At 70.8% G+C, this 14,561-nt stretch carries 14 protein-coding genes; 2 read left to right on the top strand and 12 right to left on the bottom strand.

All coding sequences use genetic code 11. The features are described from left to right. Positions 1–11 precede the first annotated feature (11 nt). Positions 12–392, bottom strand: a complete 381-nt coding sequence (locus AB1285_RS04850) for a hypothetical protein (RefSeq protein ID WP_268777345.1) — start codon at positions 390–392, stop codon at positions 12–14. A gap of 387 nt (positions 393–779) precedes the next feature. Then, positions 780–995 (bottom strand): hypothetical protein, encoded by a 216-nt coding sequence (locus AB1285_RS04845; protein WP_187661823.1) that lies wholly within the window; start codon positions 993–995, stop codon positions 780–782. Positions 996–1,079: 84 nt separating this feature from the next. Between AB1285_RS04845 and AB1285_RS04840 the strand changes: the two genes are divergently transcribed. Then, complete coding sequence (locus tag AB1285_RS04840; RefSeq protein WP_187661824.1) at positions 1,080–1,943, top strand: DUF72 domain-containing protein; 864 nt, start codon at positions 1,080–1,082, stop codon at positions 1,941–1,943. Positions 1,944–1,958: 15 nt separating this feature from the next. Here AB1285_RS04840 and AB1285_RS04835 read toward each other — a convergent pair whose 3' ends face one another. Then, complete coding sequence (locus AB1285_RS04835; protein ID WP_187664183.1) at positions 1,959–2,543, bottom strand: NADPH-dependent FMN reductase; 585 nt, start codon at positions 2,541–2,543, stop codon at positions 1,959–1,961. Positions 2,544–2,668: 125 nt separating this feature from the next. Between AB1285_RS04835 and helR the strand changes: the two genes are divergently transcribed. Beyond that, positions 2,669–4,798, top strand: a complete 2,130-nt coding sequence (helR, locus tag AB1285_RS04830) for an RNA polymerase recycling motor ATPase HelR (RefSeq protein WP_370428861.1) — start codon at positions 2,669–2,671, stop codon at positions 4,796–4,798. Between the two features lie 14 nt (positions 4,799–4,812). Here the strand turns inward: helR and AB1285_RS04825 are convergent, their stop codons facing one another. The 9 genes from AB1285_RS04825 to AB1285_RS04785 all read right to left on the bottom strand — a co-directional run bounded on the left by AB1285_RS04825 (position 4,813) and on the right by AB1285_RS04785 (position 14,559). Then, positions 4,813–5,025 carry a DUF2188 domain-containing protein gene (locus AB1285_RS04825; protein WP_187661826.1) on the bottom strand — a complete coding sequence of 71 codons (213 nt, stop codon included), beginning with the start codon at positions 5,023–5,025 and terminating at the stop codon, positions 4,813–4,815. Further along, on the bottom strand, positions 5,025–5,342 hold the full coding sequence (locus tag AB1285_RS04820) for a sugar ABC transporter ATPase (protein ID WP_370428862.1): 318 nt from the start codon (positions 5,340–5,342) through the stop codon (positions 5,025–5,027). Before AB1285_RS04820 ends, AB1285_RS04825 begins: the two co-directional genes overlap by 1 nt. Before the next feature lie 115 nt (positions 5,343–5,457). Continuing rightward, a complete protein-coding gene (locus AB1285_RS04815) occupies positions 5,458–6,243 on the bottom strand; it encodes an SDR family NAD(P)-dependent oxidoreductase (protein ID WP_370428863.1) in 786 nt (261 codons plus the stop codon). Between the two features lie 108 nt (positions 6,244–6,351). Continuing rightward, positions 6,352–7,257 carry a LysR family transcriptional regulator gene (locus AB1285_RS04810; RefSeq protein ID WP_370428864.1) on the bottom strand — a complete coding sequence of 302 codons (906 nt, stop codon included), beginning with the start codon at positions 7,255–7,257 and terminating at the stop codon, positions 6,352–6,354. A 59-nt stretch (positions 7,258–7,316) separates the two neighbouring features. After that, a complete protein-coding gene (locus AB1285_RS04805) occupies positions 7,317–7,769 on the bottom strand; it encodes a DUF6389 family protein (protein ID WP_187661830.1) in 453 nt (150 codons plus the stop codon). Next, the gene (locus AB1285_RS04800) at positions 7,766–10,828 is read right to left on the bottom strand and encodes a hypothetical protein (protein ID WP_366236873.1); all 3,063 of its coding nucleotides are present in this window, start codon (positions 10,826–10,828) and stop codon (positions 7,766–7,768) included. Before AB1285_RS04800 ends, AB1285_RS04805 begins: the two co-directional genes overlap by 4 nt. Positions 10,829–10,865: 37 nt before the next feature. Beyond that, positions 10,866–11,219 carry a hypothetical protein gene (locus AB1285_RS04795; protein ID WP_187661832.1) on the bottom strand — a complete coding sequence of 118 codons (354 nt, stop codon included), beginning with the start codon at positions 11,217–11,219 and terminating at the stop codon, positions 10,866–10,868. 163 nt (positions 11,220–11,382) lie between these two features. Continuing rightward, entirely contained in the window at positions 11,383–12,846 is a 1,464-nt protein-coding gene (locus tag AB1285_RS04790) for a purine-cytosine permease family protein (protein ID WP_370428865.1), read from the bottom strand. A 69-nt stretch (positions 12,847–12,915) separates the two neighbouring features. Continuing rightward, entirely contained in the window at positions 12,916–14,559 is a 1,644-nt protein-coding gene (locus AB1285_RS04785) for an amidohydrolase (RefSeq protein ID WP_370428866.1), read from the bottom strand. Between the last annotated feature and the right edge of the window lie 2 nt (positions 14,560–14,561).

The raw sequence follows: 14,561 nt of genomic DNA, 5'->3' as shown, positions 1-14,561 counted from the left end.
GCTTCCGGCGGTCACCAGAAGCGTTCGGGCTCCTCCGGCGGGGGCCGATCCGATCCACCCCAGCGATCAGCCTCGGCCTTGGCCGCGTTGACCGCCGCGTCCGCGCCCCGCAGAGCGATGCCCGCGCCGCTGGCTGAGGGCCCGATGGGGTCGAGGAGCAGCGACGTCCGCGGAGCGACGCCCACCGCCACCGTGCAGTCGAGGACGCGACCGATCCAGTGCGTCACCTCGGCCCGCGGCTCCTCGGCGCGACGGTAGCGGATACCGGTATCGAGGTCGAGCAGCGAGAGGACGACCGGCTCCTCCGTCTGCGGGTCGACGAGTTCGGAGACCTCGACCCGGTGCCCGACCGGGAGCGCGACCTGACCGGCGAAGACGAGCATCCTGTCCATGCCCCCACCCTACGGAACGGCTGGCATCGGCGACAGGGATCGGAGCCGCGCAGAATTTTCGAAGAAATCTTTGTCCCCCAAATGGCGGACAAGGAGATTAAGGGATATCCTGCTCTCGTAGCGGGGGCTACCGGCTGAATCTCTGGGGGATCAGCCGTAGAGACAGCGAGACTTCGCCGCCTCCCCAACCGTCCGGGTAGGACGGTGAGCCCTCTCGGCAGCACCGAGTTGGGGCGGTCCCGTCGAGAGGGCATACCCCGCGGCTAGCCGCCGTCCCGCCGAGCGTCAACCCCGGCGAACGCGCGCGCCCGCCGGACTACGGTCGTGCACCATGACGCCTCTCCGCAGTCTCCGACGCCACTCCGGCGCGCACACCGCCGGAGGCGGTCAGTCGTCGGCGGGCTCGTCGAGGCCGTCCTCGTCCAGGGGCACCTCGATCCGCTGCTCCGCGGCATCCGCGGGATCCGCCTCGATGGGGTGCGGCTCCGGTGCCGAGGGGGTCGGCGCTTCCGGGTCCTCGGGAGTCTCCGCGGCGAGGCGCTCCTGCTCCTGCAGGTCGGCTTCGGGCTTCACATCGTCGATCGGATGGTCATTCAGGGACATGGCTTCTCCTCCTTCGGTGTGGATGTCTCCAGCTTGCCGACGCCGGATGACAGCGGCAAGGGGCTTGACCCGAGGGAGGCGGCGATGACGCGGACGGGCGGTGGAGGCCGGGTCCGCATCGGCGTCTCCGGATGGCGGTACGCCCGGTGGCGCGGCGACTTCTACCCGCGCGGCCTGCCGCAGCGACGAGAGCTCGAACACATCGGATCGCTGTTCCCCACGGTCGAGCTCAACGGCTCGTTCTACTCCCTGCAGCGGCCGGACAGCTACCGGCGGTGGGCGGCGAGCGTTCCCGAGGACTTCGTGTTCGCGGTCAAGGGCTCGCGCTACGTCAGTCACATGCTCCGGCTGCGGAACGTCGAGCAGGCGCTGGCGAACTTCTTCGCGTCGGGGGTCCTCGCCCTCGGTCCCCGCCTCGGACCGATCCTCTGGCAGCTCCCCGAGCGTCAACGCTTCGACGCCGAGCTCCTGGAGTCGTTCCTCGACACCCTTCCCCGGACGACGGCGGAGGCCCTCGCGCTCGCTCGACGTCATGACGAGCGGCTGCAGGACCGGGCGTGGCTGGAGATCGATGCCGACCGCCCACTCCGGTACGCCCTCGAACCGCGTTCCGACTCGTTCGCCGATCCGTCGAGCCTGCGTCTTCTGCAGGAGCACGGCACCTCCCTCGTCGTCGCCGACACCGCCGGGAAGTGGCCTCGCTTCGACGTCCTCACCGCGGACCTCGTCTACGTCCGACTCCACGGTGCGCAGATGCTCTATCACAGCGGGTACACGGACGCGGAGCTGCGGGAGTGGGCGGCCCTCATCCGCGGATGGGCGGACGGCTCAGGAGCCGACGACGGGAAGCCGCGCGACGTCTACGTGTACTTCGACAACGACGCCCGCGGGCACGCGCCCCATGACGCCATGGCCTTGAGCACCCTCGTCGCGGACATGCCCTCCTGACGCGGCGAGCACGGCCTACCGATCGCCGACGTGACCCGGCGCGGTGAGCGAGAGGACCCGCTCGACGAACGCCGCGTACTCCTCCATGTAGTGCGCGAGGAACTTCTCGGTGTCGGCGTCGTGCACCGTGCCGTCGGCACCGAACACCTCGGGCCGGAACGCGATGTACGCCTCCGGGGCGTTCAGCTGCGGCGCGTTGAGGAAGCTCAGCACGCTCCGCATCGACGACTGCATGACAGCGGTGCCGATCGCCCCGGTCGAGGCGCCGATGATGCCGGTGGGCTTCCGCGCGAAGGAGTTGTGCCCCCACGGCCGCGAACCCCAGTCGATGGCGTTCTTCAGCGCACCGGGGATGGAGCGGTTGTACTCCGGCGACACGAGCAGCAGACCGTCCGCCCCCTCGACGGCACTCTTGAACGCGGTGACAGCGGCGACGGGTTCGAGCTCGTCGTCGCGGTTGTAGAGCGGGAGGTCCCGGATGGGGATCTCCACGAGCTCCAGGTCGGGCGGGGCGAGCCGCACGAGCGCCGTGGCGAGGACGCGGTTGATCGAGTCCGATGCGAGGCTGCCGATGAGGTAGCCGATCCGATGGGTCATGATGAGGTCCCCTCGTCTCCCTGCACTTCCAGGATATCGCCGGGGTGGGGGCTTGCCACAAGGCCCCCCTCGCGAGGCAGAATCGACGGCTCGCGTGCCCCCGCCCGCTCTCGCGAAGGAGACCTCCGGTGCTCGACCCCTTCACCCTGCCCGACGACCACGCGGCGAAATCCGCGGATGCCCTCATCGCCGTCGATCGTGCCCACCTCCGGCGTCTCGGCGCCGCGCTGTCCCGGGAGCGGGACGCCCTGACCGCTCGTCTCGCCCTCGTCCGTCGGCAGGCCGCGGACGCCGGTGTGACGGTGGTCGACCGCGACCTCGAGATCCGACGGCTCAGTGCGACCCTGCGCCTGCGGGAGCGCTTCGACATCGACATGTGCCTCGGGCGGATGACCCCTGCGGAGGGCCCGCCCGTGTACATCGGGCGCGCCGGGGTGTCCGACGCGGACGGCACCCGTCTGCTGGTCGACTGGCGGGCTCCGGCAGCCGAACCGTACTTCGCGGCGACCTGGGAGGACCCCCGGGGACTCATCTCCCGGCGACGGTACCGATGGAACGCAGGCCGGATCACGGACTACTGGGACGAGGCCCTGTCGCCGGAGGGTCTCGACGGTGCGGCATCCCTCGACGATCAGTCCGCGTTCCTCGCGAGCCTGGAGGCGCACCGCACCGGGCGGATGCGGGACGTGCTGGCGACGATCCAGGCGGATCAGGACGCCATCGTTCGCGCCCCCTCCCCCGGCGCTCTCGTGGTGGACGGCGGGCCCGGCACCGGGAAGACGGTGGTCGCGCTGCACCGGGCGGCGCACCTCCTGTACGCCGAGCCGCGGCTGACGAACGGCGCCGGCGGCATGCTCCTCGTGGGTCCGAACCCGCAGTACCTCGGCTATGTGGAGGACGTGCTGCCGAGTCTCGGCGAGGACACGGTGCGGTTGTGCACCCTGCGCGACCTCACACCCGAGGGCGCGGGCGCGGTCGCAGAGCAGGACCCCCGCGTGGCCGAGCTGAAGCAGGGCCTCGACCCGGACCAGGTGATCGAGGCGGCGGTCGCCGTCCTGACCCGGCCGCCGAGGCACGCGCTCCGCATCGAGACGCCGTGGGCCGATCTGTGGATCAGCCGAGACGACTGGGGCGAGCTGTTCGCCGCGGCCGATCCCGCCTCCCCGCTCAACGAGGCCCGCGACGAGGTGTGGGAGGAGCTGCTGGAACTGCTCGTCGACCAGGTGCACGGCGAGGACGTTCCGGAGTCCTCGATCCGCCGGTGGCTGCGGCAGGACGACGAGCTCACCGGGACCTTCGTACGGGCGTGGCCGCTGCTGGCGCCGGAAGCGGTGGTCGCCGCGCTCTGGGCGTCCCCGACGCTGCTCGCGCAGTGCGCCCCCGACCTCGCGCCCGAGGAGCTCGCCCTGCTGCACCGTGCCGAGGGGGCGCCCTGGACCGATCCCGATCTTCCCCTCCTCGACGCCGCGCACCGCCGGATCGGCGATCCCGAGGTCGTCCGCGAGCAGCACCGTCGGCAGGGCGCGGCGGCCGCGGCGCAGGAGCAGATGTCGGCGGTGGTCGAGCACCTCGTCGCGAGCGACGACAGCGAGATGAAGGTGATGTCGATCCTGCGAGGTCAGGATGCGCGCAACGTTCTCGCCGGAGCGGACGTGCCTCCCCCGCTCCCGCCGGACGAACTCGCCGGCCCCTTCGGTCACATCGTCGTCGACGAGGCCCAGGAGCTGACCGATGCGCAGTGGCGCATGCTGATCGCACGGTGCCCCTCCCGCAGCTTCACCGTCGTGGGCGACAGGGCCCAGGCGCGGAGGGAGTTCACCGAGTCGTGGTCCGCCCGCCTCGAACGTCTCGGCCTGCGGAACGTGCGGGTCTCCTCGCTCCGGGTGAACTACCGCACTCCGGCCGAGGTCATGGCGCTGGCCGCACCGACGATCCGCGAGGCTCTGCCCGACGCGAACGTCCCGACCTCCGTGCGGGAGAGCGGCATCCCGGTCCGCTACGGCGCGGTGGCCGAGCTCGACGCGGTGCTGGACACGTGGGCAGCGGCGAACCCCGAGGGCGTCGCCGCCGTCATCGGCGACGAGAGTGCCGTGCCGCGCCCCCGGGTGCGCGCGCTGACGCCGGAGGAAGCGAAAGGGCTGGAGTTCGACCTCGTGGTCCTCGTGCGCCCGGAGGCCTTCGGCTCCGGGCGCACGGGGGCGGTCGACCGCTATGTGGCGATGACCCGCACGACGCGCGAACTCGTCATCCTCCGCTGAGAGACCGTCCGGTCTCAGACGTCGTCCGGGTCGCCGCCGTCGGTGATCGTGCCGGTCGGCTCGCTCTCCTCGACCTCATGGCGGGCGCCGTGCTCGGAGGCGAGCGCTTCACCCTCCTCGATCGCCTCATCGCGGCTGGTGTAGCTGCGGGAGAGCTCCGGCGCGCCCTCCACCTCGTTGACCCACTGGCCGTTCTTCGAGCGGGTGACGATCGACGTGATGGCCATCAGACGTCCCCCGGTCCCAGGTCGCCCTGGCCTTCTTCGCCGAGATCGGCGAGGACCGGATCCTCCCCTTGGCTCTCCGGCTGCGGCGCGGAACCCGGCAGGTCCGCCGCCGGCACCTGGTCGTCGGGGTCCGGGATCTCGTCCGGATCACGGCCCGTCGCGGTGGTCGCGTCCAACTCCTCCGGCGTCGCACCCTCGTCGAGGGCTTCCGTGCGCTCCCATTCCGCCTGAGCGGGATCGTTGCTCGGGTCGGCCTCGGTGGTCGCGTCGCCGTCGCGCAGCGGCTGACCGACGACGTCGTCGGGTGTCGATTCCATATCTCCTCCTTCGATCGGGCTGGCCCCAGTCTTCCCGCCGGAGCCGCTGTCATCGAGGGGCTTGAGGAGACCTCGCCGAGCAGCTAGGTTCCCGGAGCGTCGGGAGAGGGCGGGTTCAGTTGCGCCCGGCCATCACGCCGCCGTCCGCGTCCCAGACCGCTCCGGTCACCCAGCCGGCCCGGTCGGACAGCAGGAACGCGGCGACCTCGGCGATGTCCTCCGGGGTCCCCACGCGGCCCAGCGGGTGGAAGGCGTCGAAGCTCGACACCACCTCGTCGACCTCGTCCTTCGGGATGAAGCCTTCGTAGATGGGGGTGCGCACGACCGCCGGGGCGATCGCGTTCACGCGGATGCCGTGCGACGCCAGCTCCATCCCCAGGTGCTGCGTGAGCGAGTGCAGGCCGGCTTTGGCCATCGAGTACGCCGACGACGGCGTCGCGGCGATGGCCTGGTGCGCCCACATGGAACCGAGGGTGACGACGGCTCCGCCGCGGCCCTGCGCGACCATGCCGGAGACCACCGTCTGGGTGACGAAGAAGGTCGCCCGGTTGAGGTCCAGATATGCGTCGTAGTCGGCTTCGGTGTGCTCGAGGAACGGCTTCGGCGCGAAGACGCCCGCCGCGTTGACGAGGAGATCGGTGTCGGCGTGCTCCGCGGCGACGCGGGCGCGGAGCGCCGCCACACTCGCGGGGTCCGTCAGGTCCGCCTGCACAGTGATGGCGTCGATGCCGTGGCTGACGAGAGACGCCCGCGCCGCCTCCAGCTTCTCCCCGCGCCGGCCGACGAGGACGACGGTCGCGCCCTCCCGTCCGATCCGCTCGGCGATGGCGAGACCCATCCCGCTCGTGCCCCCGATCACGATCGCGGTGCGTCCGGTGAATTCCCTGTCGAGCTCGGCCATTGTGCGGCTCCTCTCCGTCATGGACGGCGGGTGCCGTCTCGTCTCCACGCTACGAAGCGAGAGCCCGCCGCAGTAGACGAGCGCGCATGATGGAGTGATAACGACTGCTTATGACCGGACGGCGGCGGGATCCAGCGAGAGCGCGGCGGTGAGCTCGGCCAGGTCGTCCGCGAGCGGGGAGGAAGGATCCCAGACGGCCTCGTAGAAGATCTCCACGTCCATGCCGCGTTCACGCAGCGTGCGGTGCGGCGCGTCCGGGGACGCGAGCTTCGATCGCGGGATCACCGCCGTGCCGAGGCCGAGCTTGGCCCACTCCTCGAGCACACGGTAGGTCGCGGCCTCGCCGTCGTAGGCGCTCAGCGGAACGTCGTTCGCAGCGAAGAGATCGGTGGTGAAGGTCGTCAGCCCGCACGTGTCCGGCATCAGGATCAGGGGTGCGTCCGTCAGGTCGCTGAGCTCCACGGGGCCGTCCGGCGACGGCTCCTGGTCGACGACGACCACGGGCTCCGCATCGACGATACGGTGCCGGAACCGCGGCATGGGGGCGACGGACGGCACGAGGATGAGGTCGAGCTCGCCGGCGGAGAGCTCGCGCCGCAGGTCGGCGACGTTCGCCTCGCGGAGGACGAGCTGCCGCGGCGCCGGAGAAGCGGGAAGTGCACACACGGCCGTGTAGGCACGAGCGACGATGGCCGGGTTCATGAGCGGGGAGACGCCGACCCGCACCCGTGCCTCGGCCGACCGGTTCCAGCGCGCGGCCTCGGCGGCCACCTGGTCCACGGCGAGGAGCGCGCGGTCGATGACCGGGAGCAGATGCGCACCGAAGGCCGTCGGGACGACTCCGCGGGGCGAGCGCTCGAACAGGCGCTCTCCCAGACGATCCTCGAGCTTGGAGATACCGGTCGAGAGAGCGGGCTGCGTCACGCCGTAGGCACGCGCGGCGGCACCGAAGGAGTGGGTCTCCGAGACGGCCTGGGCATAGCGGAGGGCTTCGACGCTCACGCGGTCACTCATAGCCCGACGTTATCACCGCGCGACGGGCGGTCGGGCCGTTCGCGGCAACCCGCGCGCGGTCAGGCGTAGCCGAGGTCCGGCGCTCCGACCCAGAAGAGGCCCTCCTTCGCGTCCGCGGGGAGGAGGCCTTCGATCCACTCGGCGACGATGACGAGGACGGCTTCCTCCAGGCGATCCCGCGTCCACCGGCGCGGGCGCGATGGTACCGCGGGCTCCCAGCCGTCCGCGGTCCACTCGACCCCGAACAGATGGCGCTGCTCGTCGAGACGTCGGTCCAGCGCGAAGGCGTCAGCCCCCTCGAACCGCGCCCAGACGTCGAACGGGCCCTCGCCGTCCTGGTCGACGAAGACGTCGATGAGGATCGCCTCCACACCGTTCTCCGCCTCGACGGCGGCGCGGTGCAGGTCCCCCAGGGCGGCGGCGACGCGCTCGCTCTCCGTGTCGAGCACGGTGCGCAGGGCACGGGCGTACGATTCCGCATCATCCCCGCGCGCTCCGGGCTCAGCGCTCATCGCTCCGGCTCCGTCTCGGTGTCGAGGTTCCTGCCCACGGCGATCTCGCGGATCGCCGACGCGAGCGCGTCCCTCGACCGTCCGTGCGGGAAGGGGCCGGCTGCGAAGTCCAGCAAGCTGCGGCCGTCGGGGAGAGCCGGCGTCGCGGGGTCGACATCGCCGTGCACGAGGAGGGTCCGCACCAGCGGCGCCAGCGCGGTCTCCTCCATGTCGCGATCCAGCAGCTGCACGAACGGATGACCCTCCGGGAGCGTCGCGACGGGTGTCGGGCCCGGGATCGCGCCCTTCTCGAGGAGGCGTCGCAGTACCGGCTCGTCCTCCGCGTCCAGCGTGGGGTTGGCGAAGAGGACGTTGACCGGGCTCAGGAACGACAGGGAGGAGGACGCGTCGAGGCGCTGGTCCAAGAGCCAGAGCGCGAGTTCGCGGCGGCGGTCGGCATGCGGGTTGCTGAGCGCGGCGTCGAGGAGGAACCGGTATCCCGGAGCATCGACGACGACGTCGAGGAGATCGTTGAGCGTGCCCGTGAGTGCGAGATCGGGGAACACCCCGAGGCCCGCGTAGACCTGCTCGATCTCCTCCCGCTCGGGCACCCGATCGAAGACGAAGCTCGCGTACGGCGCATCCAGCAGGGTCGGCGGCCCCATGCGGTCCCCCATCCGCAGCGCCCACTGGAGCTGCGGCACCCCCAGGGCTTCGGCGTAAATGGTCTCCAGGGGGTTCGTCGTGTCCACGTCGTCCGGGTCGAGGGCAGAGCGCACCCGTCGCAGCATCCCTTCCGAGGCGCGCCAGTCGACGTCATCCCGCCAGAACACGGCGTGCACGGCGGGCAGGGTCGTCGCGCCGGGGAGGAGGCCGCCGGTCTCAGCGGGGCCAGGGGCCGAAGCCTCGCGATGCACGACTGGGAAGAACCCTCCCTGGTCTCGGTCCACCACGAGCGACAGCAGGTCGTCGGGCACCCCGCCGAACAGGGCAAGCTGTTCCTCGAAGGTGGGCTCGGGTCGCGCGGCGGCGTCGGGACCCGTCGGATGCGACAGGAGGAGGCCGCGCCCGTCGTGGGTGAAGTGCCACGTCCAGAAGTGGTCGCCGGTGCGGAAGCCGCCGCGCATCGCATCGGGGACGAGGGATGCGCCCGCGAGCGGCGGGCCGTTCCACGGCACGGGTTCGGACGCGGGGGCGCCACCCACGAGGGCGGAGACGTCGGAGATGATCCGGGAGCGGATCCGGAGCTCCCAGGGACTGCTCCCCCGCGCGAGGTCGAGCACGGCGTCCGGTCGCGCGATGACGATGATGACTTCGGGGTCGTCGCCGTACGAGGGGTCGGGTGTCCCGGCGACGACAGCCACCGCGTGGCCGTTCACCCACCAGAGCGGCGCGGTGAGCAGTCCGGTGGCGCGCATGACACGGGTGAGCGGGCTGCGGCGATCGATTCCGGTCTTCTCGTTGCGGGCGTGGATCTCCCCCGCCGCTCCCCACCGTTCGCCCATGATGCGGATGAGGTCGTCTGCCCAGGCCTGGAGTGCATCGACCGTCCAGCGCTCCCCCGAGGCGAGCACGACGCGGAGCGCCCGACCGTGGTCGTCGCGGAGCCCGCGTCCGCCGATCTCGAACGTCCGATCCGCCCAGTCGGCGTCCTCCGGCGAGCGCTCCCACCACGCTCTGGTGACGCGCTCGATGTCCGCCACGAGGTCGTGATGGTCGCCGCTCGTCGGTACCGCGTAGCCGAGGCGGTCCGTGTCGGACGGGCGGTCCTGCTCCGGGTACGGGCACGCGGCGAAGACCTGCTCGAACCAGGCGCGCCGCTCGTCGCCCTCCCGGGACATCTCGTCGAGGGTGAGCGCGCCTCCGAGGCGATACGGCTGCCGCACCGCGGCGCCGAAACCGAAGTCGTCCATGCCGAAGTCGTTGCGGCGGCCGATCTCCATGAGCGAGGGCGAGACGCACCAGTGCGCTCCGTCGAACCACACCGCGCCGGTGATGACCGGCACAGGTTCGTCGCCGAGCATGCGGAACTCCAGGTCGTGCTCCGCGACCGCGCCGCGGGCGTCCTCGCCACGGGCGGCGATGAGGGCACGGAGGTCGTCCGGCACCCTGTCGAGCATGCGCGCGGCCAGAATCAGCCACGCCTCCGCCAGATCCGCTTCCCGTTCGGAGGAGTCCACGACGTCCGCCGCCTCGCCACCGTGCTGCTGCGCCACCTCGGCGAGGAACTGCGCCGGCGCTTCGTCCGCGAACGTCGACGTCGGGTCCTGGATGAGGACGAGGATGCGGCCGTCGTCCGTGAACGTCCAGACCGTCGTCACCCCGCTGCGAGACTGCAGGCTGAAGCGGGACGCCGGGGTGTCGACGTCGCGCAGCCGCACCTCCCCGGCGCCGAACAGTGTGCTCAGCAGCCAGGCGCGGCGCCGCAGCTCGAGCGGATGCTCGCCGTTCATGAGGAGGTCGTTGTGCATGTCCTCCTCGGGCAGGAGCGCGCTGAGGCTGCCGACGGCGTACTCCCGCGGCAGCACGACCATCGCCTGGCGCAGCATGCTCTGCCGCGGTTCGGCGTCCCAGTTCGTGACCAGCACGCAGTACAGATCGCCGCGGTCCCACATCTCCGCCTCCGGGATGCCGACCGAGACGAGGACGACGTCGAGGATGCCCTCCGGATCCTGGTTCTCCCCCACGAGCGACGGCTTGCGCACCATCGGCGCGCCCCACGCTTCGTGCAGCGTCCGGCGCACGCCCTCCGTCCACTCCTCCGCGTAGGCGGCGAATCCGCCCTCAGGGACCACGAGGTCCGCGGGCGGGTTCGGCTGCAGCGACTCGTCGGCGTCGGGGTCGTAGCCGCCGAGCGGGAGCAGCCAGACCCCCTGCGACTCCTCGACCTCCACCCCCTCGAACGTGAAGGCCTCCCGCGTCTCTCCCGCGAGCAGGTGGGCGACAAGCCGGTCGAGGAACCCGGGGACCTCTTCCCTGCCGAACGGCGGTGTGTAGTACGGGAGGTCCTCCTCCGTCTCGTCGCTCGTGTCCGCGTCGTCCCTGCCGGTGTCGTCGACCATGCCCCACCCCGTCGTCATCGAAACAGCCTTGGGACGAGCATACGGACGCGTGGCGTCAGGCGTCCTCGGAGTCGATGAGCTCGAGGAGCTTCCGCAGCTCGTCCCTGATCTCCGTGTGGTCGTACTGCCCGGCGCGGCTCTCACCCGAGATCACGCCGGAGCGACGGACCTTCTGGAAGTCGCCGAAGGGAAAGCTGTACGCCTTCTTCGTCTCGGGGTTCTCGCTCTTGTCGATGCCGAGGTGCCAGTGGGAGAACTCCGTCCACCCGTGCTCGTCAATGAAACGGTTCTCGTCCTCTGCGCTGGGCGCTGCCTCGGACCAGTCGTCGCGTTCATCCCGCACGACTTTGCCATCGCGGACGAGGGAACGCGCGAGCTTCAGTGCCGGTCGGTTCAGTTCGATAGCCATGGGGGAACGCTAGGACGCGAGACGGCGGCGCCGTACCCCCTTGACGGGGGATGCAGAAGGCCCGGAGACTCGTTCGGGTTTCCGGGCCTTGCTCGGTCGGGCTGATGGCACAACGTGATCTGGCGCGGGTGGCCGAAGAGAGCACCCGCGGAGGCCCCCGGTCTCAGCCGCCGGTCTGCGTGCGCACCGTCCGTCCTGCGAGCACGGCGTACAGGCCGATCGAGACCAGGAGTCCGATCGGCACCGAGAGGTCGAGCCCGCCCAGCGCCGCGCCGAGCGGGCCGGTCCACACCGTCGTCGACAGGAACATCGCGGTGGCGAAGCCACCGGCGACCACGGAGACGAGACCCGGGATGCCGAAGCCGCGGGTATACCAGAACCTGCCGCCGGAACGTTCGTCGAACAGGTCGGTCCCGGAGTAGCGGTTGCGGCGCAGGACGATGTCGGCGACGTAGACGCCCATCGTGGGCACGGAGATGATCAGCAGGAACTGCAGCATCAGGTTGACGGCGCTGATCAGGTCGGATGCGACGACGAGCACGATCGTGAACGCGCAGCCGAGCGCACCGATGAGGATCGCGGAGGGGATGCGGCGGATCGGCACGCCGATCGACTGCAGGGCCATGCTGGCCGTGTAGGTCGTCATGCCGTTGAGCGAGATGCAGTTCACCAGGACGCCGAGCACGAACAGCGGGGCGAGCCAGACCGGCAGCTTCTCGAGCAGGGAGTACTCGATGCCGTTCGCGAGACTGTCCGGCCCGATGGAACCGCCCAGCACGACGCCGAAGGCGGTGATGAGCACCGCGGGGAAGAGCTGTCCCAGCGCGGTCGCGCCGATGATGCCGGACGCTGTGGTGTCGCGTGGCAGATAGCGGGCCATGTCGGCGCTGTTGCTGAACGACAGCGGCGACGATGCCATCAGCGCGAACGCGATCGTGACGCTCACCCACAGCGGCAGCCCGCTGAGCGGCTCGGGCTGCGCGAACCCCCAATCCAGCGCGGGGGCGATGAAGCCGATGACGAGTGCGAAGATCACGAACAGCCCGATCGAGATCGCCAGGTAGGCCTTCAGGATGAGGGCGTGACCGTACACGGCGACGATCACGGTGATCGTCGAGACCACGACCGCCACCAGGATCGATGCCGCGATCGGATCGGGGAAGCCCCACCGCACGAGCAGTTCGCCGCCGATGAACGACGCCGCCACCCAGTTCAGCGCGAGGAAGACCCCCGAGATGAACCAGCCGTAGAACGCGATGACGATCTTGTTGCCGTGGATGCCGTAGATCGCTCGCTGGACCACTGAGCCGGACGTGCCGGCTGCCGGTCCGGAGATGGCGACGATGCCCGGCAGCAGAGCGAGCACGCTCGACGCCAGAATCACGAGCAGCGCCTGCCAGATCTCCAGGCCGAGCACGAGCGTCATCGACGCGCCGACCGTGATGTTCAGCACGCTGACGCCCGGTGCGCTCCAGACGAAGAACAGATCGCGCGCTCTCCCGTGCCGTTGGGCGTCGTCGATGAGTTCGATGCCTCGGGTCTCGGGGGTGTTCGCGGAGTCGATGAACTCGGACTCGGATCCGGGCGCGACGGCACCAGGAGCGGGGATGGCGGATGTGTCGGACATGACGGTCCTTCCAGGACGGGCACCCACCTGCGTCAGTGCAGGGGGCGTTCGGGATTCAGGAGCGGAAGCTCATGGGCGCCGGTAGGCGACCTCGCCGTGCACGAGGGTGAGCAGCACGGCGCCGGTGAGCAGGTCGTCGGTCGGCGCGGACAGCGGGTCGATGTCCAGCACGGCGACGTTCGCGAAGAAACCGGGCGCGATCCGGCCGTAGGCGTCGTCGATCGCGCCGACGTAGGCCGCGCCGGACGTCGCCGCCGCGAGTGCCTGCGCGGCGGTGAACGCGCGCTCAGGGTGGTACGGCGGCAGCGTGCGGTCGATCGAGGATCGCCCGGACATCGCGATGAACAGGTTGTGCAGCGCCTCGTGGGGTGCGGTGGGGGCGTCGGTGCCCAGCGCGACGGGAACGTCGACGTCGCGGAACCAGTTCCACGGGAAGCCGTCGTGAGCGCGCTGATCACCGAGCATCGCCATCCAGTTGTCCAGGATGGCGGGGTCGCAGTGCACCGGCTGCATGGAGGCGGCGATGCCGTGCGCGCGCATCCGTGCGACCGTCTCGGGCGCGACCGACTCCAGATGCTCGATGCGCGGCCGGCGGCCGGTGCCGGTGCCGTTCTCGCGCTCACAGGCCTCGACGAGGTCGACGGCGAGTGCGCTCGCCGCGTCTCCGATCGCGTGCATCGCGAGCTGCAAGCCGGCGCGGTCGGCGGCGATCGCGACCGGCGTCGCAGCCTCGCGGCTCCAGATCGGGTCGGCGTTCGAGCCGTCGGCATACGGACGCGCCATCGCGGCGGTGCACGCGTCGATCACGCCGTCGAGGATGAACTTCACCCCGACGACTTTCAGCCACGGCGTGCCCGTGGCTGCGAGTTCGTCGCGCAGCTGCACCGCACGCTCGACCTGAGCGAGATCGGAGGCCGGGTCGCCGGTGGAGCTCAGCCACCAGTGCGCGGTGACCGGGAACGGCAGCCGACCGTCGCGGTCGAGCCGACGCCGCAGCGCCGCGATCGACTGCTCTGTCATCCCCATGTCGGCGGCGCCGGTCACGCCGACCGCCAGGTACGCGCTGAAGGCGAGGTCGAGGTGGCGGTCGACCTCCTCCTCGGTCCGGATGCCGTCGAGATACTCCGCCAGCAGATCCATGGCCGCGGTCTCGAGCAGGAACCCGGTCGCCTCTCCGTCCTCGTCCCGCACGACCTGGCCGCCGATCGGGTCGACGGTATTGCGGTCGATGCCTGCTGCGCGCAGCGCGGCTGTGTTCACCCAGGTGCTGTGCAGGTCGTTCGCATCGAGGAAGACCGGGATGTCGTCGATCACTTCGTCGATCATCGCCGCGGTCGGCTGGGTGACGCCGTCAGGCAGCGCGTCGAACAGCCAGCTGACACCCTCGATGATCGTCACGTCCGGGTTCATCGCCCGTGCCTCGAGCAGCCGCTGCTGGATCTGTGCCACCGAGGTGCAGTCGCGGAGTTGCACCTTGCCCTGCGCGTGGCCGAACATCGCCAGGTGCGCGTGCGCCTCGATGACACCGGGCATCACGAACGCCCCGTCGAGGTCCACGACCGCGGCATCCGCACCTGCCGCCGAGTGGACCTCCGCCTCCGTGCCGACAGCGAGGATGCGATCGCCGCGCACGGCGAACGCGGACTGCACCGGAGCATCGGCGAGCCCGTCGAAGACGATGGCGTTGCGATAGACGGTGGCGGTGTCGGTCATGG

Source organism: Microbacterium sp. NRRL B-14842, from assembly GCF_050470785.1.
The sequence above is the reverse complement of the archived record's forward strand: the minus strand, read 5'-3'. Positions and strand labels throughout refer to the sequence as shown.